We start from the raw sequence: 20,929 nt of genomic DNA on the forward strand, positions 1-20,929 counted from the left end.
AAAATTATGGCAAAACTAAAAATATTTGGAAAAGCCAATCCTGTGGTTGGTACTAAAGAATTTTATTCAATTAATGATCTTTTTGGAAATTCAGCTTCTACTCAATTCAACGAACCAAATTTTGAAAGCATATCAGATAATCAGGTAAAATGGAGTATCTGGGTATTGTATGGAAAAAGCTGGAAAAAAGCTACAGAAAATAATAAAACCGGCTTAACAGTGCCTTACACTTTTTCTCAAAAAAGCTTAACTAGAAAAGGCATTAGAATGCTTGTTGAAGCCAATGGCGAAAAAGCTGTCCTTGATATTGTAACACAAAAAGCATCTAAGGGAAAAATACTGCATGTAGATTTATTAGACAACAATTACAACAAACCCGCCAGACCATTTGCTTATGGCGACTGGATTATTGCGCGTGTACATTGTGTTGATATGGAGCTGATGCCTGTAAAGGTAACTTTATGGGAAGACGACGGCGATAAAGGCAAAAAAAACACAACAAATCTAAAAATAGAACAGAAAAAAGGAGCAGTAAAAAACGGACAAGCCGATGTTGCTTTTTATCTGGATCCAAGTCATAAATGGCTTGCAAATGCTAAACTGGCTCCCGGAGATGAAAACGAAGGAGAATTTCATGAATATTATGTAACAGCAGAAATTTTTGAAAAAGTCTCTAAAAGAATTGCCAGTAAAAATACCAATGTGCCAAACCCTGATTATAAAAAAGAACCAGAAGCAAAAAAACAAACTCCGGCAGAGCAAAAAGGACCGTCTAAAAAAGAAACCAAAAAGATAGCCCTGTCAGACAAAAAAGTTCAGGATTATCATGAACAGAAAATTGTTGTGAAAAATGAAATCTCAAAAAATCCTGTCTGGGAAAAGATTAATAGTTTTATGATGGTGGGCGGTGAGGATTCTATTTGGAATAAGAATCATAAAGATGGAGAATGCCCAAATTGTATTGCTGCTGTAAAGGCAGGACAATTAAAAAAAATATTTACAAAAACAGATCTGACTATTTTAGAAACTGTTGGCGCAATATATACAAAGTATATGAAAGAGCTGGGTATGGATACCTGCTGGAACAAAGCGCACTTTTTTGCGCAGGCAGTTGTAGAGAGTGGCTTACAAATGAAACTAAAAAATGGAGAAAGTTTTAATTGGTACTTTCAAGACTTGATTGATACTTTTGGCAAATTTCAAACTGAGGAAGGCAAGAAAAAGGCAAAAGAATGGGGGCGAAAAATTAAAAATAGAAAAGATCCACAAGCAGTTGACGTTACTCCAGAAAATGAAAAAAATATTGCTAATTGGGCTTATATGCCAGATTATAAAACAGGTAAGAGCTTAGGGAATAAAGGAGGTAATGATGGATGGGATTTTAGAGGAAGAGGATTATTGCAATTGACAGGAAGAGGTGGTTATGAATATGCAAATTCTTATACATTAAAAATAGGATCTGATATTGTTAACTATCCAGAATTGGTAGGAACAGATATAAGAGTTGCAGTTTTATCTTCTATGGCTTTTTTTAAATGGAAGGGGTTAAATACAATTGCAAATGGGACGACGGATGTAAAAGGAAAAATTTGCCCTCAAGTTGGGAATAATGTTAAAGTAAAAGATAAAAATGGAAATGATTCTTCAAATTATGAAGAAAAACAAGATGTTTTTACAAATATTACTTCCAAAGAATTTTTAATAAATACATGTAAGTGGAATAAAAATATATCACGCAAATGGCATGAGCCAGTAGATAATCCTATGTCAACTCTTTATACACAAAGTGGGAATGGTGGAAAATCTGGGGAACATTGGGGCTTATTCGGAAATACAAGAAATGGTAGTGTGCATCAAGGGTTGGATTTATTTGTTGAACTAGGAAGTAACGTATATTCTTGCGTTGAGGGTGAAGTATATAAAATTGAAACCCATTCAGGGTATGGAAAAACGGTTACAATTAAAGTAACAGATAAGGAGGCTTTTTATAATCGCAGAAGAGAATATAAGATATTATATTCAGTTGAAGGAGAAAAAATTCAGGGAGAATATTTTGATAAAAATCAAGACATATTTCTATTCTATGCTCATTTGCGAAAAGTATTGGTAACTAAAGGACAAAAGGTTGAAGCTGGGAAAATTATTGCCCATAGTGGAGTTTCAGGTGTAGATTCTGGTACATGTGCACCGCATTTACATTTTGAGATTTTTACTACTGTATATGCAGTTGGAATGGGATTGAATTACAGATGTAATCCTGGGTTTTATGTGCACTTTAAAGGTGCATCAGAACAATCAAAACAAGAAAAAGACTTACAAAAGAAAATATCAGAAAAAGGAAAAACCATAGAGATTAATGGAAAAGATTAAATTGATAAAATTTGCTTTATTATTTATTTGTTTCCTTACAATGATAAATTGTAAGGATGATAACAAAAGTGTGATTTCAAATATTAAAATAGAGACTACTAAAAAATATAAAGAAGTGGTTTTTACAAAAAAATATGAGAAAAGAGATGGTGTAAAAGAATTAAATATTAGATATAAGAATTTTAAACTTAAGTTTAGATTTATTGAAGACATTACATTGTTACAATTTATTGTAGATGATAACATTGTTTCTAATTGGAAACAAATTTTATTCAATTTTGAATATTTGCCTGATAACTATGATGGAATTAGATTATTATTTGATGAGAGTAATTCTAATGGATTATTATTATTGCCAGGTTATACAGAGGAGTTTCCTAATTTGATTGTTTATGAATTTGATAAGAGTCATTTTTCATATTCTAATAATTCCAATATAAAGAATGAAGATTTAAATAAAATACCTTTTGAAAAATTAAATGAAGAATGGAAGAAAGGCTCTTTTGAAGCAAATAAAAAATCCAATAAATATTTTTTAACTTTTTTTGATGCTTCAAAAAAGACCAACTTAAATTTTGAAAACTCCAAATCTTATGAACTATTACAGGAAACAGAAATAAAAAAATATATAGATAAAGTTTTATTATTTGAAAAAGATAATTCTGATCATCAGTCTTTTCTTGAAGAATTTGAAAAGAGAATCGAAAAGGAAGGGTTCAAAATTATTTTTGACAAGAACTGTGATCTTAATGATGATAAAATTCAAGATAAAATACTTGTTTTTTCTAATGAATTAGCTGAAAATTTCAAGCCAAGTGATTACGAAGAATCTATTGTTTGTGTTTCTATTTTAGGAAAATTATATCAAAATAAAAATATTATTGTAAAACACTATATAGGTAATGTTGCAGTTGGGTTTAATGATATTAAAATAAAAGACAATTTTTTTACAATAGAACAAGTAAATAGTGATGGTTATTCAACGGTTAAAGAATACACGACATTTAAGTTTTTTAGAGAGATCAATCAAATTATTCTTTATAAATATACTAGAATTGAAACTTCAAGGAGTGGAGAAAATGAGAGCGAAAAAAGCTATAATTATGAAGTGAAAAATTTCGGAAATATTTTATTTGAAGACTATAATTCTGAAACTATTTTAGAGAAGTGTAAGGGATAAATAAACTTTATGAGTGTAAAATTGTTGTAATTGATTATTCAAGGCAAAGAATTAGTTGAAGATTTTAATTTTTGGAATTCTTAATAGATTTCATCAATTAACACATGAGAGTATACTGTTGGGTACATATTCAAACAAGATAAAAAATAGATATTTTATGAAAACATATAATTTATTACTATTTTGTTTTTTTACATTTTTTTTAAGCTGTAAAGACAAAGTAAATGATGAAAAAATAGTCAACAATCAAAAAAAAGATAGTTTAAATATTGATGTAGCAGAAATAAAAAAAATAATACAGCTTCAGAAAAATGCAAATTATATAGATTACCGTCCTGATAATCCTTATCTCCCTACAGAAAAAGATCTTCTGATTCTTATTCCATTTGTGGAGCAGGAATTAAAAAAAGCGGGCTATAAAACTTTACCAAGTAATCAGTTTGAAAGCAGAATAAAAAATCTTGTAAAAGATAATAAAACCAAAAACTACAATTCTTTTACTACAATTTTTTTAAATAAACTGGATAGGACGGATAAAACATTAAATGAATTTGAATTTGATTTAAATAATCAATTTGCTGTTAAAAAATATAATTTTATGACTCCAATGCTGTTTTTGGAAGATGTTATAAAAATTAAAAAAGATAACAGCTATTCAATTAGTGTTCCTCATTATATAATTGCAAGAAATAAATATTTATTCAATGACAGCAAATCTGATTTGGACTGGCTTCTTGTTAATGATCAGGATTTTTTAAAAAGTTTAGTTAATTCTTTAGGATATGATAAAGAACCCCGAATAAATAAATTGTTGTTGGAAGATTATTATAAAATGCTTAGTACATCAAAGCCTTCTAAAAAAGAAAAAATAGGAGCATTTTTCTTTACAATAGATCTCAATAATAATTTTTGTATTAGGCAAGGTTTGATTGATTATGTGAAAAATAATACTACTGTAAATGATAATAGACTTTTATATGCTTTAGACGATTATTCTTATGCTTTATATGGCGATAATTTGAATAAAATTTATGGAAGCGATGATCCTGCTAAAATGTTTAATGATGTAGATAAAGCTCATATTGTTGCTGTAATTGCAAGTATTGAGGTTCCTGCAATTGTAAAGTATAAATCAGAGAATCCGGAATTATGGAATAATGTGGTATCAGCACTTTATAATCTTCTTGTGGCACATCCTGAAATAAAAGATATTATAATAAAAAACAATTATTTTGGTATAAAGAACATGAAGCAGGTTTTAGAGGACACTATTGATGAAATTGATGTGGATAAAATTAAAAGAGGTGAAGATTTCTAGATTATGAAAAAAGATGCCTTACTACTACTTTGTTTTTTTGCATTTTTTTTAAGCTGTAAAGACAAAGTAAATGATGAAAAAATAGTCTACATTCAAAAAAAAGATACTTTAAATATTGATGTTGCAGAAATAAAAAACTTAATAAAGCTCCAGAAAAATGCAAACTATATAGATTACCGCCCTGACGATCCCTATCTTCCTACAGAAAAAGATCTTCTTGTTCTTATGCCGTTTGTAGAATGGGGTTTGAAAAATACAGGATATAAAATTTTACCAAATGGTGAGTTTGAAAATAGAATAAAAGAGTTAGTAAAAAATAATAAAATCAAAAAATATGATGCTTTTACTACAATTTTTGCAAATACTTTAGATAGGACTACCAATACTCTTAATGAGCATGAATTTGATTTTGATTTAACAGACAATCAATTCGTGATTAATAAATATAATTTCATGATTCCAATGTTGTTTTTGAGAGATGTTATAAAAGTAAATAAGGATGATAGTTACTCAATTGCTATACCTCATAATATCATTGCAAGAAACAAATACCTATTTAATGATAGTAAAGCTGATTTAGACTGGCTTCTTGTTAATGATCAGGATTTCTTAAAAAGTTTGGTTAATTCTTTAGGTTATGATAAAGAACCTAGAATAAACAAGCTATTATTAGAAGATTATTATGAAATGTACAATGATTCTCAACCTACCGAGAAGCAATTTATTGGTACTGTTTTTTTTACAAAAGATTTAAATAATAATTTTTGTATTAGACAAGGTCTAGTTGATTATGTTAAAAATAATACGACAGTAAATGATAATAGATTTATATATGCTTTAAGTTATTATAGCTTCGCTTTGTATGAAAAAAATTTGAGCGAAAAATTTGGAAGCGAAAGTCCTTTTAAAATGTTTAATGATGTTGAAAAAGCTCATATTGCTTCTGTAATCGCAAGTATAGAAGTACCGGCAATTGCGAAATATAAATCAGAAAATCCTAGATTATGGAGTAATGCGGGATCTGCATTATATGATTTGCTTGTTGAGCATCCCGAAATTGAAGATATTATTGTAAAGAATAATTATTTTGGTATAAAGAACATGAAGCAGGTTTTAGAGGATACTATTAATGAAATTGATGTAGATAAAATTAAAAGAGGTGAAGATTTCTAGATTATGAAAAAACATGTCTTACTACTACTTTGTTTTTTTACATTTTTTTTTAAGCTGCAAAGACAAAGTAAATGATGAAAAAATAGTCAATACCGCTAACGACCGTCTCGTTCGTGATAATTAGTTTTAGATTAATTTGTAAAATTAATTTAGATTGTGTTCATGAGCGGATACGCTCGGGCCAGTATGAGAATCATAGTTTTTTAGTGCAAATAATTAAAATTTTAAAACCCTTGAACTTATTTAAAGTCGAGGGTTTTTAATTTTATGACCATTCAAAATAAAAGTCTTTTTACAAAACAGAATACTTTTCTCACTTATTGAAGCTGGCGTTTTTTTGATATATTTGCAGTCCTAAATTACAGAATCATGAAATCGAAAAAACTTTTGCCCGTGCGATATGGTGGCGGTATTGGAAACAACTGCAACGCTTCTGTAAGCGTAGGACACCTGTAGCTGTACGGGTTTTATATTTCCTTAAATTACAGAGTTATGAGTACAAACACCCTTTCAAAAGAAACTGAAAAAAGATTACTCACTTTTTCAACACGACAGTTGATCCCGAAAAAATGGCAAAAGCAATCAGACAAGTTAATTTTGTCCTTGCTCTAGGTTTGATCAGGGAAAATGAAACCCTTCAACAAGAAATCAATAAACTCGAAAACAGTTTCTATTGGCTTAATGAATTAGCGGAGATATTGAATCCCTATTTGGATGTAGAATAATCGTTTTATTTATGTTTTTAAAACTTAAAACCTTTTTGATCTTTAAGATTAAAGAGGTTTTGTTTTATGCTTTAAAAATTACCGTAGATAATAGTTAATAGGGGATATATCTTTTAAGATTTATTATAAAAGAAAAGTCCAGTATAAATAAATATACTGGACTTTATTATTTTTAAAAGTTTCTATTGTAAACTATGAAGCTGCTAAAGGATTTCTTTGTGCTCTAATGATAAAGAAAAGACCAATTATAATAAAAGGAATACTTAACCATTGTCCGGTTGAGAATAAGCCTAATTCTTCTTCGATACCGCCCTGGCTTTCTTTTACAAATTCTACAATAAATCGAACTACAAATAAAAGAACAAGGAACAATCCAAATAGGTATCCTGATTTAAGTCTTGCATTGGTTTTCCAGTACAAGAAAAACAAAATAGCAAAGACAAAAATATAGCAGAATGCTTCGTACAATTGAGTTGGGTGTTTGGCAGGAACCTGAGCTAATAAATCAGCAAATTTTGGGTTTGTTGCAATGGCATTGTAAGCCTCTTTTGGATTAGCAATTTGTGTTGCGTTTACAGCTTCTGCTTTGCTGAACTGGTCATGTAAAAAACGAATTCCAAAAGCAGAAGTAGTTTCGTGGCCAATAATTTCTGAGTTCATGAAGTTTCCTAAACGAACAAAAATAGCACCACTGGCAACCGGAATAACTACACGGTCTAAAATCCATAATAACGGACGTTTTAAGATCATTTTGCTGTAGTAATACATTGCCAGTATAATAGCAATCGCTGCACCGTGACTTGCTAAGCCCTGAAATCCTGTGAATTCGAATTTTGGTTCGAATTTGAAAGGTAAAAAGATTTCAAGTAAATGATTTCTAAAATATTCCCAGTCATAAAATATAACATGTCCTAAACGAGCTCCAATTAACGTTGCTAAAACAGTCCAGACAAATAAAGAATCTAATTTGTCGATTGGCTCATTTTCGCGTTCGAAAATCTTTTTCATTAGGTACCAGCCTAAACCAAAAGCAATTACGAACATTAAACTGTAATAGCGAATCATAAAAAATCCTAAATCAATTCCTTCTGAAGGATTCCAAACGATGTTTAAAGGATGTGTCATATAAGGTAATTTTTTTATTATATTTTGTAAAAATAGATATTAAAAGCGGAGCAAATCTTTATAAAAAGTTAATGTTTGTGTGAACATTTCTTTTCTGGAACGGGATCGTAACCTGTCCTTCCCCACGGATGACAGCTTAAAATTCGTTTCATTCCCAAATAGCCTCCGTAAAATAATCCGTGAATCTGCAGCGCCTGAATCATGTACGTTGAACACGTAGGTTCAAATCTGCATGAAGCAGGTGTAAAAGGTGAAATCGCAGTTTGATAAAAGCGTACTAATAAAACAAATGGCGTAATGACTTTCATGATTTATTAGATTTTTTCTTTCTTAAATTGAAAAACTCGTTCCTTCTTTGCCGTCTTTTAACTGAATTCCAAGCGCAATTAACTGATCGCGGATTTGGTCAGAAAGTGCGAAATTTTTATCTGCTCTGGCTTGATTTCTCATTCCAATAAGCATATTTACAACACCTTCTAATTTATCGTTATTGCCGTCTGCTGCTTTCTCATCGCTTAAACCTAAAACGTCAAAAACAAACGCATTTATGGCAGTTGAAAAAGATTTTAAATCTTCGGCAGAAATAGTTTCTTTTCCTTCTTTTAGTAAATTGATATAACGAACAGCTTCAAATAATTGTGCAATTAAAATTGGAGTGTTAAAATCATCATTCATGGCGTCATAGCAAGCTTGTTTCCATGCTGCAAAATCAACAGAGCTGGAAGAACCTGCTTTTATTGCTGGTAAAGCTTCAAGAGCTTCCATTAATCTTTTGTATCCTTTTTCGGCAGCAGTAATCGCATCATCAGAAAAATCTAAAATACTTCTGTAATGTGCCTGAAGCATAAAGAATCTTGTAACTGATGCAGAAAACGCTTTGCTTAAAATCGTATTGTCGCCGCTTAAAATTTCTCCCGGTAAAATATTGTTTCCGGTAGATTTTGCCATTTTCTTTCCGTTCAGCGTAAGCATATTAGTGTGCATCCAGTAATTTACCGGCGATTGTCCTGTGCAGGCTTCGTTTTGAGCAATTTCACATTCGTGATGAGGGAATTTCAAATCCATTCCGCCGCCGTGAATGTCAAAATGATTTCCTAGATATTTAGTACTCATTGCAGTACATTCTAAGTGCCAGCCAGGGAAACCATCACTCCAAGGTGAAGGCCATCTCATGATATGTTCCGGTTCTGCTTTTTTCCAAAGTGCAAAATCCTGCGGATTTCTTTTGTCTGACTGTCCGTCAAGATCACGGGTATTCGCCAGCATATCTTCGATGTTTCTGCCGCTTAAAACGCCGTAATTATTGGTTTCGTTATATTTTACAACATCAAAATAAACAGATCCGTTGGCTTCGTAACCAATTCCGGTATCGATAATTTTTTTGATAATTTCGATTTGTTCAATAATATGTCCGGTTGCTGTTGGCTCAATACTTGGCGGTAAAAAGTTGAAAGCTTTTAAAATGTCATGAAAGTCAACAGTATAACGCTGCACAACTTCCATTGGTTCTAACTGCTCTAAACGTGCTTTTTTGGCAATTTTATCTTCTCCTTCATCAACATCATCTACAATATGACCAACATCAGTAATATTTCGAACGTAACGAACTTTATAATCAAGGTGTAAAAAATACCTGAAAATCACGTCAAAAGACATAAAAGTCCTTACGTTTCCTAAATGCACATTGCTGTAAACCGTTGGTCCACAAACATACATTCCAACATTTCCTTCATGGATTGGTTTGAAATTTTCTTTTTCACCCGAAAGTGAATTGTATATTTTTAGTGGCTGACTGCTGTATAGTGGCATATTTTTACTTAATTGTTTGTTGTTCGTGGTTTATTGTTTATTGTTTTGGTTGCAAATTTTATTTGAATTTTAGACCCTTGATTTCACATTTGTTTAAATAGTTCATCATTGCTCCAATTTTGTTTTTTACAAGTTCAGCCATTTCATTTAATTTTAAATGCTGTTCTTCGCTGATCAATTTTTTATCAAATGCTCTGTATGATTGTGATTTTACTTCTCCAATAGATCCTTTCGCAATACTTAGAAAATTAATGAATTCTCTATTTCCGTTTCGCTCAAATCCTTCGGCTATATTATCCATAACTGAACCAGAACTTCTGTCAATTTGATCTTTAAGAGAATAGTTTGTTTTTAGATTCGTATTTTGAATTAGAAATTCAATTTGCTGACAAATTTCTCGAGCAAGTCTCCAGATTTCCAGATCTTCAAATTTTTCAATTTTCGCCATAAGAACAATAAACTATTAACTAAAAACAATAAACTTTTAGAACTGTGTATCTAGTTTAATGTAATCAAGAAATTCTCTTTTTGTTTGAGGATCTTTGAATTTTCCGCCGAATTCAGAAGTTACAGTACTGCTTTCGATATCTTTGATTCCTCTTGAGTTAACACAAAGGTGTTTTGCATCGATAACGCAGGCTACATCTTCTGTTCCTAAAGCTTTTTGAAGTTCCTGAACAATCTGCATTGTTAAACGCTCTTGTACCTGAGGTCTTTTAGCATAATACTCAACGATACGGTTCATTTTTGATAAACCAATAACTCTTCCGCTTGAAATATAAGCAACGTGAGCACGTCCTATAATTGGCAGTAAGTGGTGTTCACAGGTAGAATAAACGGTAATGTTTTTTTCTACCAGCATTTCGCCATATTTGTAATTATTGTCAAAAGTTGAGGCTTTTGGCTGTTTTGCAGGATTTAAACCTCCAAAAATTTCTTTTACAAACATTTTAGCTACTCGGTTTGGAGTACCTTTTATGCTGTCATCTGTTAAATCCATTCCAAGAGTCTGAAGAATGTTTTCAACATCTTTTTTAATTTTTTCTATTTTTTCTTCATCAGTTATATCAAAAGCATCCTCTCTTAAAGGGTTTTTTGCATTACTGCTGAAATGACTGTCACCTATTTCGTCTAAAAAATCTTCGTTATTTATCATTAAAAACTACTATTATAATGGGTATATCTTTTTAAGGCGGTAAAGATAATTAATAAATGGGAAACCTTTTCTATCGTTTTTATTATTTAATCGATCCTTTTTAGATATAATTTAAAATTGTTCCAAAATACAAAAGACAATAACAGGAATCGTTATTGTCTTTTGAGAGTTTAAGTTTAGTTTGTTTTATCTATTGTTGTACACCAATAAAGCCTCTTTTAAGATGTTTACTGCTGTAATTAGATCTTTTTTGTTTAAAACGTATGCAATTCGCACCTGATTCAATCCCATTCCCGGAGTAGAATAAAATCCTTTTGCGGGTGCGATCATAACAGTTTCGCCGTTTAAATTATAACTTTCTAAAAGCCATTGAGCGAAATCATCAGAATCTTCAATTGGCAGCTGGGCAATACAGTAAAAAGCACCTTTTGGTTTCGTTACAATGACACCTTCAATTTTATTTAATTCAGAAATTAAGGTGTTACGACGTTCTTTATATTCGCCAATTACTTCGTCAAAATAACTTTGCGGCGTATCAATAGCTGCTTCACAGGCAATCTGCTCAATTGTTGGCGGACTTAAACGCGCCTGAGCAAATTTCATAACAGTTGCAAGAACATCTTTATTTTTAGTAATCAAACATCCAATTCTGGCACCGCACATACTGTAACGTTTAGAAACAGAATCTACCATGATTACGTTTTGCTGTACATCTTCCAGATTCATTACAGAAAAATGCACATCATCTCCATCATATAAAAATTCGCGGTAAACTTCGTCAGCAATTAAATATAAATCATGTTTTTTAATTAATTCTGCTAATTGTTTAATTTCTGTTTCAGAATATAAATATCCAGTCGGATTTCCAGGGTTGCAAATCAGAATAGCTTTTGTTTTTGGCGTAATTAACTTTTCTACTTCGTCAATACTTGGCAGTGCAAAAGCCGTTTCAATAGTAGAAACAAGAGGCACTACAGTTGCACTTGTAGAAGATGCAAATGCATGATAATTAGCATAAAATGGTTCCGGGATAATGATTTCATCTCCTGGATCTGTAATTGTGGCCAGTGCAAAAAGTAAGGCTTCAGAACCACCAGTTGTAACAATGATGTCTTCTGTGTTAACGTTTACATTTTGGCGCTGGTAAAAATGAGCTAATTTTTTTCTATAGCTTTCATATCCGGCAGACGGACTGTATTCTATAATACTCAAATCAATATTTTTTACCGCCTCGATGGCCACTTCCGGTGTCTTGATATCCGGTTGACCAATGTTTAAGTGATACACCTTGTGTCCTTTTTTCTTTGCTAAATCAGCATAAGGAGCCAGCTTGCGTATCGGTGATTCAGGCATGTTTCTGCCCTTTTGAGAAATTGTTGGCATGAGTATAAATTATTGAAGTGCAAATTTGCATTTTTTTTTCGAAATTAACGTAAACAATACGAGTACTTATAAAAATGTAACAATAATAAATATATTTGCTAATTTTATAATAAAATATTGCCAATGAAAAAATATATAGCCCTGTTTTTTGGCTTATTGCTGCCTTTTTGCTTAAAAGCTCAAGATAGTTTCACTATTGAGAACAATAAAAAAAAGGCTGTAATCCCTTTTAAATTGATAAACAACCTCATTTTTATTCCGATAAAAGTAAACGGAATAGAACTGAATTTTCTATTAGATTCAGGTGTCGAAGAAACCATTTTGTTTAGTATGGATGAAATGCAGGAAGTTAAATTCAATAATGTCGAAAAAATCAAACTTAGAGGGTTAGGATCTGAAAATGAAATTGAAGGTTTGAAATCAACAAAAAATACTTTTGAAACGCATGGGTTAAGATCAGACAATCATATGTTGTTTGTAATTTTAGATCAGAGTTTTAATCTTTCATCTCATATTGGTATTCCGGTTAACGGTATTATAGGCTATAAATTTTTTAAGAATAATTTGATTGAAGTTAATTACGAAAAAAAGAAAATTACGGTTCATACCGACAATGAATCTATTAGGAGAAGACTCAACAATAAGTTTAAATCTATTCCTATTACAATCGAAAAATCGAAACCTTATATTTATACAAATGCTGTAGTTGACAGTGTAGATATTAAAGCTAAACTGCTCATTGATATAGGCAATAGTGATGCTTTCTGGATTTTTGAAAACAATAAAATAAAGCTTCCAAAAAAGAACTTTCCAGATTTTTTAGGAAAAGGTTTCAGCGGTGATATTGAAGGACATCGTGCCAGAATAAAAATGTTTTCAATTGATGAGTTTGATTTTAAAAAACCAATAGTAGCATTTCCGGATTCATCATCAATTCGAAATGTAAAAATGGTACCGGATAGAATAGGTTCAGTAGGGGGCGAAGTATTAAAACGATTTACAGTTGTTTTAGACTACAAGAACCAGAAGCTGTATTTGAAAAAAAATAATAAATTCTCTGAACCTTTTACCTATAATAAAAGCGGTATAACAATTCAGCACAACGGTTTGCAATGGGTTCAGGAAACAGTTCATTTAGAAACTGTCAAGGTTGCAGGATCATTGAGCGAGGCCGAAATGGCAGCAAATAATAATGGCAGCGGAGGAAATTTCAGATATAAATTTTCTTTAAAACCAATTTATGAAATTGTTAATATTAGAAAATTTTCTGCGGCTGAAAAAAGCGGTTTACAAAAAGGTGATATTATTGTAAGTATTAACAACGAAAGACCTTATAAATATTCTTTACAGCAGATTAACCAGCTTTTAAAATCTGAACATGATATATGGATCACGATAGAAGTAGAAAGAAACAGTCTGATTTTAAAGTTTAGATTTAAGCTTGAAGATGAATTGTAGTTTCTTTTTTATGATTTTTCAATACGAAAAAATATTTACATCTTAATATCTATATATTTAAAAAATTAATAAGAAAATTAAGTTTTTTTAGAAAGTAAGCACATATTTTATTATGTTTAACCAAAATAATAATTTATGGCCAAAAACTACATTAATTTCTTACAATTTTTATTGTTTTTTGTTTTTTTAACGGTTTTATCTCCAAAAGTTTATTCGCAATGTGCTGGTAATGAAGGTTCTGTCACAATTTGTGACGTCGAAAATATTGCGAATAGATCAGTTTCTTTATTTTCTTTTTTAGGAGGAAGCCCTGTACCCGGCGGAACATGGTCTGATGATGATGGTTCCAGAGGTTTGAGTACTACAACAGGAATCTTAAATGCCCAAGCTATTAGGGCTGGGGGAACCTATCAATATACATATACAGCTCCTGGCGCGGGATGTGCTGCTAATACGGCAAAAGTTTTGGTTACAATTGGTGCATTCGAAGGATTTCCAGCTCCATATGCAACAAAATGCAGTGATGAAAACACCTATAATTTGTTTTCTGCATTTAATAGTACAGTAATCAGTCCGCATACTAATGGAACATGGAGAGATAGTTCAGGTAATGTTATTCCTCCATTGCTTACTATAACCAACATGAATGGTAATTTTCAATATTCTTATACTGTACCGCCTGTTCCCGGATGCGATACAGCACCTTTAACAACTTCAATAACACTTACTGTTATCAGGGCGCCGCAACCGGGAACAGGTCGAGATTTACTTTTGTGCGGCACGACTGATTTAGATGGTTATACTGCTTTTGATGTCAGTACTTTATTATCTGGTCAGGACCCTGATGGAAGATGGAGCGGCAGAGGCATAACCTCTCCTTCAAATCCGGTTGTTAATCTTAAACAAGTATTTGCAACATACGGACCTGGCGAGTATGCTTATAATTATACTGTTTTATCAGACAATGATAATTGCCCGGATAAAACAACAACGATGATAATCACACTCGAAAAAAGATTAGATTTTACCGGAGCCAAAATTGAAATTGAGAAAAATATTTGCGAAGATGAAATAAACACTGCAACCTATACTGCAACAATTACGCAGGGAGCAGAAGCAATACCAGATAATGAGTACAACGTTACATTTAACGTGTCCGGACCAAATGGCGGAACAGAAACAATAAAAGCATTTTTTGTAAACGGTAAACTCAGTTTTCCTGTAAATTCTGCTTACTTTAGACAGGTTGGAGTTTTTCATGTAACCGTTACTGGTATTGTTGCTGTAGATAGTAAAGGAGCCTGCCGTAACATCATAAATAATTTAACTACAGATTTAGAAATTCATACACTGCCTTATTTAGACGGAGCTGTTTTAACTCCGGAACCCACATGCCAAAATAAAAATGCATTAGTACATCTTACCAATGCCTTACGCTTAGGAGACGGAAATTATAATATTCGATATAATATAACCGGAGATAATTCGGCATTAGGCCAAACGGCAAACATTACAGTTGCGGGCGGCATTTCAACTTTTATAGTTCCGGGAAGTTTAAATATAAAAAGCGGTGTATCAACTATTACTATTACGAATATTACAAACACAGCAACAGGCTGTACAAATACTGCCACAATTAGAGGAGACTTAATTATTAATCCTTTGCCCAATGCTGCAACAGTAAATGTTGTTGTAAATGATTATTGTTTAAACGATCCGGTTACGGTAACAGTTTCGGGATTAGGAACATTGACCGATGTTACAGTATCTTATATGCTTCAGGATAGTAATTTAAGTACTTTAGAATCTGTTGCCCTGTCTGTCACTAACGGAAAAGCCGATTTTGTAATACCTGCCAGCTTGCTTTTAAACACAGGATCGACAATTATATCGGTTTTGAATTTGAAAAATAATATTACCAATTGCGATGTCAATCTAAACAACGTTTTAGATAGTTTTATAATACATCCAATTCCGGTAAAACCAACTGTTAGTCCATTGTCATTTTGTAAAGTCGATGAAGTAGCGGTAGAAAACTTAACTCCAAAAGGAAACCAGTATAAATGGTACGATTCAGCAACAGCGACAACGCCCCTTGCAGGTACAACAGTTTTACAATCTGGGAATTACTATGTTAGAGAAACTTCAGTGGCTGGATGTACATCTGAACCTGCAGAAGTTCCGGTTACAATAAACGATTCTCCCGTTCCTGTACTAAATTCAGACGGGCAGAATTTCTGCGGATTAACTAATCCAACTATTGGAGATTTGTCAAACAATACCAACATACCTGCAACAGTAGTCTGGTATGATGCACCTGATAACGGCAATCTGCTTTCAGCTTCAACTCGTTTGACTGAGCAGGGAAGATATTATGGATTTAACTTTCCAAATTCGGCTTGTTTTTCTTCAGAATATATTGAAGTTACTGTTGCATTAACAGATTGTGACAATGTGCCGAACGACTTTTTTATTCCCGATGGGTTTTCACCAAATGGAGACGGTATAAATGATTCATTTGTTATTAAAGATATTGAATTTCTATATCCAAATTATACACTTGAAATTTTTAATAGATACGGAAACGGAATGTATAAAGGAGATAAAAATAAACCCGCCTGGGACGGAATGAATTACGAAAAGAGCGGTATTGCCGGCGGTGTTGCGCCAAATGGAGTTTATTTTTATGTATTGCATTTTAATAAAGATAACAAACCGCCAAAACAAGGCCGTCTTTATTTAAATCGATAAATCTCTTTTTTATATTATTTAATATAATTTTCAAATGAAAAAAATACTACTCCTTATAAATTTCCTCTTTTACTTATCAGTTTCTGCGCAGCAAGATCCCGAGTATACACATTATATGTATAATATGAGCGTTGTAAACCCGGCATACGCAACAGGAGTTCCGGCTATGATGAATTTTGGAGCCTTATACAGAACTCAATGGGTAGGCGCTGTTGGTGCTCCTAAAACATTCACTTTTTTTGGACATACTGCCATTACAGATAAAATAGAAGCAGGTTTATCTTTTATTTCAGATGATATAGGTGACGGTGCTAAAAAAGAAAATAACATTTATGCTGATTTTGCATACGTTTTAAATCTGGGAGGGAAAAATAAACTATCTCTTGGATTAAAAGCAGGTTTTTCGTCTATACAAAGTAATTTTAACGGATTTCGTTTTACAGATCCGCAAACTGATTTTGCTTTTTCAGAAAATATAAATGCAACAAAGCCAAACATTGGAGTTGGAGCTTATTATTTTAGAGACAATCTTTACATAGGATTGTCTGCTCCTAATTTATTGAAATCAAAATACATTGAAGAAAAATCAGGAATTAATGCTTTTGGAGCCGAAGAAATACATACCTTTTTAACCGCAGGATATGTTTTTCAGGTTAATAATATGTGGAAAATTAAACCTGCTTTTATGTCAAAATTTGTAAAAGGCGCTCCAATTACTTTAGACGTTACGGCAAATGTTTTGTATAATGAAAAATTTGAATTTGGAGCTGCATATAGAATAGATGATTCAGTAAGTGCTTTGTTTAATATTAATGTTACTCCTTCGCTTAGAGTAGGTTATGCTTACGATTATACGCTTACTAATTTTGGTCAGTTCAATTCAGGAACTCACGAAATTATGCTCCTCTTTGATCTTGATTTATTAGGAAAAGGGTTTGATAAATCTCCAAGATTCTTTTAAAATGAAAAATATGAAAAAACTACTCGTTATTATATTCGTATTTTCAATACAGTTTATAAATGCTCAGGATCAGGAATTGATAAGAGCAAAGAAATTTTTTGACAGAACTTACTACAGCGAAGCAATCTTTTTGTATCAAAAACTGGCTGATGACAGACCTTCGCAGGAAGTAATTAAAAACTTAGCCGATTCGTATTTTTACACCAATGATTTGGTAAAAGCCCAGCGTTATTACCGACTTTTAGTAAAAAACTACAATAACAATTTAGACAGAGAATACTATTTTAGATATGCTCAAACTTTAAAAGCAACCAATAGTTTTGATGATGCAAATGAAGTTTTAAAAGAATATTATGCAAAATCTTCAAATACAGAAGATGTTATCAATTTCGAAAAAGACATTAAAACTTTAGAAAATGTAACCGCAATTGGTAAACGATTCGAGATCAAAAACCTGCCAATAAATACACCAAATTCAGAGTTTGGAGCAGTTGAATATAAAGGTAATTTGGTTTTTGCCGGCGTTAAATTGAAACCCGGAATTTTCGATAAAAAATTTAAATGGGATAATGCGACGTATTTAAATTTGGTTACAATCCCTCTCAAAAACATCAATTCTGCAGATTCTATTGTGCATTATTTTGCCAAAGAATTAAAAACAGGAATGCACGAATCAAATGCTGTTTTTACAAAAGACGGCAAAACAATGTACTTTACCAGAAACAATTCTAAAAACGGAACGAAAAAAAGAGATGATAAAAAGATTTCAAACCTCCAGATTTTTAAAGCCGAATTGGTAGAAGGAAAATGGACTAATATTTCATCATTACCTTTTAACAGCCCAAATTATTCTGTAGAACATCCAGCTTTAAGTGCCGATGAAAAAGTGTTGTATTTTGCTTCAGATATGCCGGGAACTTACGGTTCATTTGATATTTATTCTGTAAATATTAATAAAGGTGCATTTGATACTCCAAAAAACCTTGGGCCGTTGGTGAATACAGATAAAAGAGAACAATTTCCTTTTGCTTCTGCAGATAATAAACTATACTTTTCTTCAGACGGACATTTAGGGTACGGATCTTTAGATGTTTTTGTTTCTGACATAAACGGAAACGAATATTCTAAGCCGGTAAATATTGGTTTGCCTTTAAATTCAAATTTAGATGATTTTGCTTTCAATATTAATTCAGAAACCAAAGAAGGATATTTTGCATCCAATAGAGAAGGAGGAAAAGGGAACGACGATATTTACCAATTTAAAGAAATCAAAGATCTAATTGTAGAAGACTGTAAGCAGTTTATTGCCGGGGTTATTACAGATATTGATACTAAACTGGCATTAGAAAGTGCAACCGTAATTCTACAGGATTCTGAAAATAAAACCTTAAATACTGTTACGACTTCTGCCGATGGAAAATTTAGTTTTACAGCAGCTTGTGAGACATCTTATAAAGTTTCGGCTTTTAAAGAGAAATACACAAACGAGTCTGTAACTTTAACTTTAGATAAAACGAGAGATAAGATCAATGATGCTTCTTTAGCATTAAAATCTTTAGAAGTCATCAAATTAGAAGAAAAAGAAAAAGCCGAAAAGAAAAGGCAGCAGGAAATTATTATTGAAGAAGAAAATAAGAAGAAAACAGAACTTGCGGCTATTGAATTAAAAAAGAAAGAGAAAAAAGCCAAAGAAGCCGAAATCGCTGCTGCTGAGGTTAGGAAGAATGAAAAAGTAAAAGAAATTTTAGAGAAAGAAAAAGATGTTATAAGAGATAAAGACCGTTTAATTATCAAAACAGATCCTATTTATTTTGACTATAATTTGTGGTACATTCGTAAAGAATCGAAAGTGGTTTTAGGCAGAGTAGTTGAGCTGATGAAAAAATATCCGGGAATGGTAATCGAAATTGGCTCGCACACAGATTCACGAGGAAATGAAAAATTCAATGCCGATTTATCTCAAAAAAGAGCTAATTCAACCAGAGAATTTATAATCCAGTCAGGAATTGAAGCTAAGAGGATTTCTGCAAAAGGTTACGGAGAATCAGTTCCTATTATAAAATGTAAAACCGATGATGCCTGCTCTGAAGAAGAACATGAATTAAACCGAAGATCAGAATTTGTGATTAAGAGTTTATAGATCTTTTTAAATACTATTATAAACCCGACAGGTTTCAAAAACCTGTCGGGTTTAATTTTGTAATCAATATTTTTTAAAAATCTTTTTCTTGAGTTCTTTTTTATTAATTTTATAGAATAACCATGAAATAAAAATTGTTCAAATATGAAAAATCTAGTTTTACCATGTCTGCTAGTAATCTGCATTGGATTTCAAAGCTGTAAAAATGACGAAAAACAAAAAGAAGAAGCTGCAGCTAAAGCAGATGCAGAAACAGTTGTGAGCAGTGAGTGTTATCAAGCTGTGTACGAAAAAGATACAATTGCCTTAAAACTGAATACTTTAAAAAACGGAAAACTAAGCGGTAATATGATTATGAAAGTTGCTCCTTCTACAGTTAGAACTGGTGAAGTTGCAGGAGAATTTCATGGTGATACCTTATTTATAGATTACACCTTTAAGGATAATGTAAATAAAGACAAAACATTTAAAAACCCAATGGCATTTTTAAAACGAGATAAACAGCTTATTTTAGGAAACGGCACCATGCAGACTACAATGGGAGTTACTTATTTAGTAAAAGATAAACCTATCGATTTTGATCGTGTAAAATATAAATTCGACAGCGCAGAATGTGCCGACAAAAAATAAGATATTAAACCTGCCAAGTTTAACTTATAATCATAAAAAAAGCCGTTTCTAATTCAGAAACGGCTTTTACTATTTTTAGATTTTATTTTTTTATAAAACTTCACCTTTAATTTTTAGAGCTACACGCCCGTCAGGATAATTGACAGCATTGGTTTCAACCGTAATTGTTTTACGAATTGGACCACTTGCCATGTTGTATTTTACATCAATTTTTCCTTTTTTACCCGGCATAATAGCTGCGGCAGGTTTAGTAACAACGATTGAACTTAATGTCGATTCCGCACCAACAATTAAAAGCGGTGCATCGCCGGTGTTTGTAAATTCAAAGGAGCGTACTCCATTATCAGTCTTTGAAATTTTTCCATAATCAATCGTATTGTCCGGGGCTGCAAATTCAATCTTTGGGCCATTTTGTGCATAACCTATTGCGCTAAACAATACGACAGCAATAAAAGAGGCAACATTTTTCATTTTGAAATTGTTTTTAAGTTGTAAGTAAATATACATTGTTTTAATTAACACACAAATTATTAATTCGTTTTTTATAGTCTACTTAATTATTTACTTTTGCTGTCAGTTATAAATACAAAAATTGAACCAGTTTTTTTGTTTAACTGTTTAATCGTTTATTTGTTTAATCGTTGAGATTGATTTATAAATGATTTTTTTAAACAGAAATAAGAAAACAAATCAATTTGAAATTTGATGATCAAAACCGATAACGGTTAAACAAAATTAACGATTAAACAA

At 31.8% G+C, this 20,929-nt stretch carries 16 protein-coding genes and 1 pseudogene; 10 read left to right on the forward strand and 7 right to left on the reverse strand.

Going from position 1 to position 20,929, the window contains the following annotated elements; genetic code table 11:
• Positions 1 to 6: 6 nt before the first annotated feature.
• The 5 genes and pseudogenes from FJOH_RS26810 (at position 7) to FJOH_RS11795 (ending at position 6,766) form a co-directional block, all read left to right on the forward strand.
• Positions 7 to 2,370: a peptidoglycan DD-metalloendopeptidase family protein gene (locus FJOH_RS26810; protein ID WP_012024328.1), complete on the forward strand. Its 2,364-nt coding sequence runs from the start codon at positions 7 to 9 to the stop codon at positions 2,368 to 2,370.
• Positions 2,357 to 3,550, forward strand: coding sequence for a hypothetical protein (locus FJOH_RS11780; RefSeq protein ID WP_012024329.1), 1,194 nt, complete (start codon positions 2,357 to 2,359; stop codon positions 3,548 to 3,550). The genes FJOH_RS26810 and FJOH_RS11780 overlap by 14 nt, the downstream gene beginning before the upstream one ends.
• Positions 3,551 to 3,605: 55 nt before the next feature.
• The gene (locus FJOH_RS11785) at positions 3,606 to 4,868 is read left to right on the forward strand and encodes a hypothetical protein (RefSeq protein ID WP_235023083.1); all 1,263 of its coding nucleotides are present in this window, start codon (positions 3,606 to 3,608) and stop codon (positions 4,866 to 4,868) included.
• Positions 4,869 to 4,871: 3 nt separating this feature from the next.
• Entirely contained in the window at positions 4,872 to 6,041 is a 1,170-nt protein-coding gene (locus FJOH_RS11790; protein WP_012024331.1) for a hypothetical protein, read from the forward strand.
• Positions 6,042 to 6,533: 492 nt separating this feature from the next.
• A pseudogene (locus tag FJOH_RS11795) lies at positions 6,534 to 6,766 on the forward strand (hypothetical protein).
• A 192-nt stretch (positions 6,767 to 6,958) separates the two neighbouring features.
• On the opposite strand, the gene lgt reads toward FJOH_RS11795, so the two are convergent.
• The 6 genes from lgt to FJOH_RS11825 all read right to left on the reverse strand — a co-directional run bounded on the left by lgt (position 6,959) and on the right by FJOH_RS11825 (position 12,239).
• A complete protein-coding gene (gene lgt / locus FJOH_RS11800; RefSeq protein WP_012024332.1) occupies positions 6,959 to 7,891 on the reverse strand; it encodes a prolipoprotein diacylglyceryl transferase in 933 nt (310 codons plus the stop codon).
• A gap of 68 nt (positions 7,892 to 7,959) precedes the next feature.
• Positions 7,960 to 8,199, reverse strand: a complete 240-nt coding sequence (gene yidD, locus FJOH_RS11805) for a membrane protein insertion efficiency factor YidD (RefSeq protein ID WP_012024333.1) — start codon at positions 8,197 to 8,199, stop codon at positions 7,960 to 7,962.
• Between the two features lie 22 nt (positions 8,200 to 8,221).
• Positions 8,222 to 9,700, reverse strand: coding sequence for a cysteine--tRNA ligase (gene cysS, locus FJOH_RS11810; protein ID WP_012024334.1), 1,479 nt, complete (start codon positions 9,698 to 9,700; stop codon positions 8,222 to 8,224).
• Positions 9,701 to 9,758: 58 nt separating this feature from the next.
• Positions 9,759 to 10,148: a four helix bundle protein gene (locus FJOH_RS11815; protein ID WP_012024335.1), complete on the reverse strand. Its 390-nt coding sequence runs from the start codon at positions 10,146 to 10,148 to the stop codon at positions 9,759 to 9,761.
• A 36-nt stretch (positions 10,149 to 10,184) separates the two neighbouring features.
• Positions 10,185 to 10,856, reverse strand: coding sequence for a GTP cyclohydrolase I FolE (gene folE / locus FJOH_RS11820; protein ID WP_012024336.1), 672 nt, complete (start codon positions 10,854 to 10,856; stop codon positions 10,185 to 10,187).
• A gap of 186 nt (positions 10,857 to 11,042) precedes the next feature.
• A complete protein-coding gene (locus tag FJOH_RS11825) occupies positions 11,043 to 12,239 on the reverse strand; it encodes a pyridoxal phosphate-dependent aminotransferase (RefSeq protein ID WP_012024337.1) in 1,197 nt (398 codons plus the stop codon).
• Between the two features lie 123 nt (positions 12,240 to 12,362).
• Here FJOH_RS11825 and FJOH_RS11830 point away from each other — a divergent pair, with 123 nt between their 5' ends.
• From FJOH_RS11830 to FJOH_RS11850, 5 genes are all read left to right on the forward strand, one after another.
• Positions 12,363 to 13,697 (forward strand): PDZ domain-containing protein, encoded by a 1,335-nt coding sequence (locus tag FJOH_RS11830; protein ID WP_012024338.1) that lies wholly within the window; start codon positions 12,363 to 12,365, stop codon positions 13,695 to 13,697.
• Positions 13,698 to 13,832: 135 nt separating this feature from the next.
• Positions 13,833 to 16,448: a gliding motility-associated C-terminal domain-containing protein gene (locus tag FJOH_RS11835; RefSeq protein ID WP_012024339.1), complete on the forward strand. Its 2,616-nt coding sequence runs from the start codon at positions 13,833 to 13,835 to the stop codon at positions 16,446 to 16,448.
• A 34-nt stretch (positions 16,449 to 16,482) separates the two neighbouring features.
• Positions 16,483 to 17,409, forward strand: a complete 927-nt coding sequence (locus tag FJOH_RS11840) for a PorP/SprF family type IX secretion system membrane protein (RefSeq protein ID WP_012024340.1) — start codon at positions 16,483 to 16,485, stop codon at positions 17,407 to 17,409.
• A 10-nt stretch (positions 17,410 to 17,419) separates the two neighbouring features.
• Complete coding sequence (locus tag FJOH_RS11845; RefSeq protein ID WP_052295222.1) at positions 17,420 to 19,549, forward strand: OmpA family protein; 2,130 nt, start codon at positions 17,420 to 17,422, stop codon at positions 19,547 to 19,549.
• Between the two features lie 144 nt (positions 19,550 to 19,693).
• Positions 19,694 to 20,179 carry a hypothetical protein gene (locus FJOH_RS11850; RefSeq protein ID WP_012024342.1) on the forward strand — a complete coding sequence of 162 codons (486 nt, stop codon included), beginning with the start codon at positions 19,694 to 19,696 and terminating at the stop codon, positions 20,177 to 20,179.
• Positions 20,180 to 20,269: 90 nt separating this feature from the next.
• Here the strand turns inward: FJOH_RS11850 and FJOH_RS11855 are convergent, their stop codons facing one another.
• Positions 20,270 to 20,650, reverse strand: coding sequence for a DUF1573 domain-containing protein (locus FJOH_RS11855; protein ID WP_044048295.1), 381 nt, complete (start codon positions 20,648 to 20,650; stop codon positions 20,270 to 20,272).
• Positions 20,651 to 20,929: the final 279 nt, after the last annotated feature.

Source organism: Flavobacterium johnsoniae UW101, from assembly GCF_000016645.1.
GTDB lineage: Bacteria > Bacteroidota > Bacteroidia > Flavobacteriales > Flavobacteriaceae > Flavobacterium > Flavobacterium johnsoniae.

What these genes read in the sequence shown, in the direction of transcription:
- FJOH_RS11830 (WP_012024338.1), top strand. Translation starts at nt 12,363, where the DNA reads ATGAAAAAATATATAGCCCTGTTTTTTGGCTTATTGCTGCCTTTTTGC.
- cysS (WP_012024334.1), bottom strand. Translation starts at nt 9,700, where the DNA reads ATGCCACTATACAGCAGTCAGCCACTAAAAATATACAATTCACTTTCG.
- FJOH_RS11815 (WP_012024335.1), bottom strand. Translation starts at nt 10,148, where the DNA reads ATGGCGAAAATTGAAAAATTTGAAGATCTGGAAATCTGGAGACTTGCT.
- yidD (WP_012024333.1), bottom strand. Translation starts at nt 8,199, where the DNA reads ATGAAAGTCATTACGCCATTTGTTTTATTAGTACGCTTTTATCAAACT.
- FJOH_RS11850 (WP_012024342.1), top strand. Translation starts at nt 19,694, where the DNA reads ATGAAAAATCTAGTTTTACCATGTCTGCTAGTAATCTGCATTGGATTT.
- lgt (WP_012024332.1), bottom strand. Translation starts at nt 7,891, where the DNA reads ATGACACATCCTTTAAACATCGTTTGGAATCCTTCAGAAGGAATTGAT.
- FJOH_RS11790 (WP_012024331.1), top strand. Translation starts at nt 4,872, where the DNA reads ATGAAAAAAGATGCCTTACTACTACTTTGTTTTTTTGCATTTTTTTTA.
- FJOH_RS11825 (WP_012024337.1), bottom strand. Translation starts at nt 12,239, where the DNA reads ATGCCAACAATTTCTCAAAAGGGCAGAAACATGCCTGAATCACCGATA.
- FJOH_RS11780 (WP_012024329.1), top strand. Translation starts at nt 2,357, where the DNA reads ATGGAAAAGATTAAATTGATAAAATTTGCTTTATTATTTATTTGTTTC.
- FJOH_RS11855 (WP_044048295.1), bottom strand. Translation starts at nt 20,650, where the DNA reads ATGAAAAATGTTGCCTCTTTTATTGCTGTCGTATTGTTTAGCGCAATA.
- FJOH_RS26810 (WP_012024328.1), top strand. Translation starts at nt 7, where the DNA reads ATGGCAAAACTAAAAATATTTGGAAAAGCCAATCCTGTGGTTGGTACT.
- FJOH_RS11845 (WP_052295222.1), top strand. Translation starts at nt 17,420, where the DNA reads ATGAAAAAACTACTCGTTATTATATTCGTATTTTCAATACAGTTTATA.
- FJOH_RS11835 (WP_012024339.1), top strand. Translation starts at nt 13,833, where the DNA reads ATGGCCAAAAACTACATTAATTTCTTACAATTTTTATTGTTTTTTGTT.
- FJOH_RS11840 (WP_012024340.1), top strand. Translation starts at nt 16,483, where the DNA reads ATGAAAAAAATACTACTCCTTATAAATTTCCTCTTTTACTTATCAGTT.
- folE (WP_012024336.1), bottom strand. Translation starts at nt 10,856, where the DNA reads ATGATAAATAACGAAGATTTTTTAGACGAAATAGGTGACAGTCATTTC.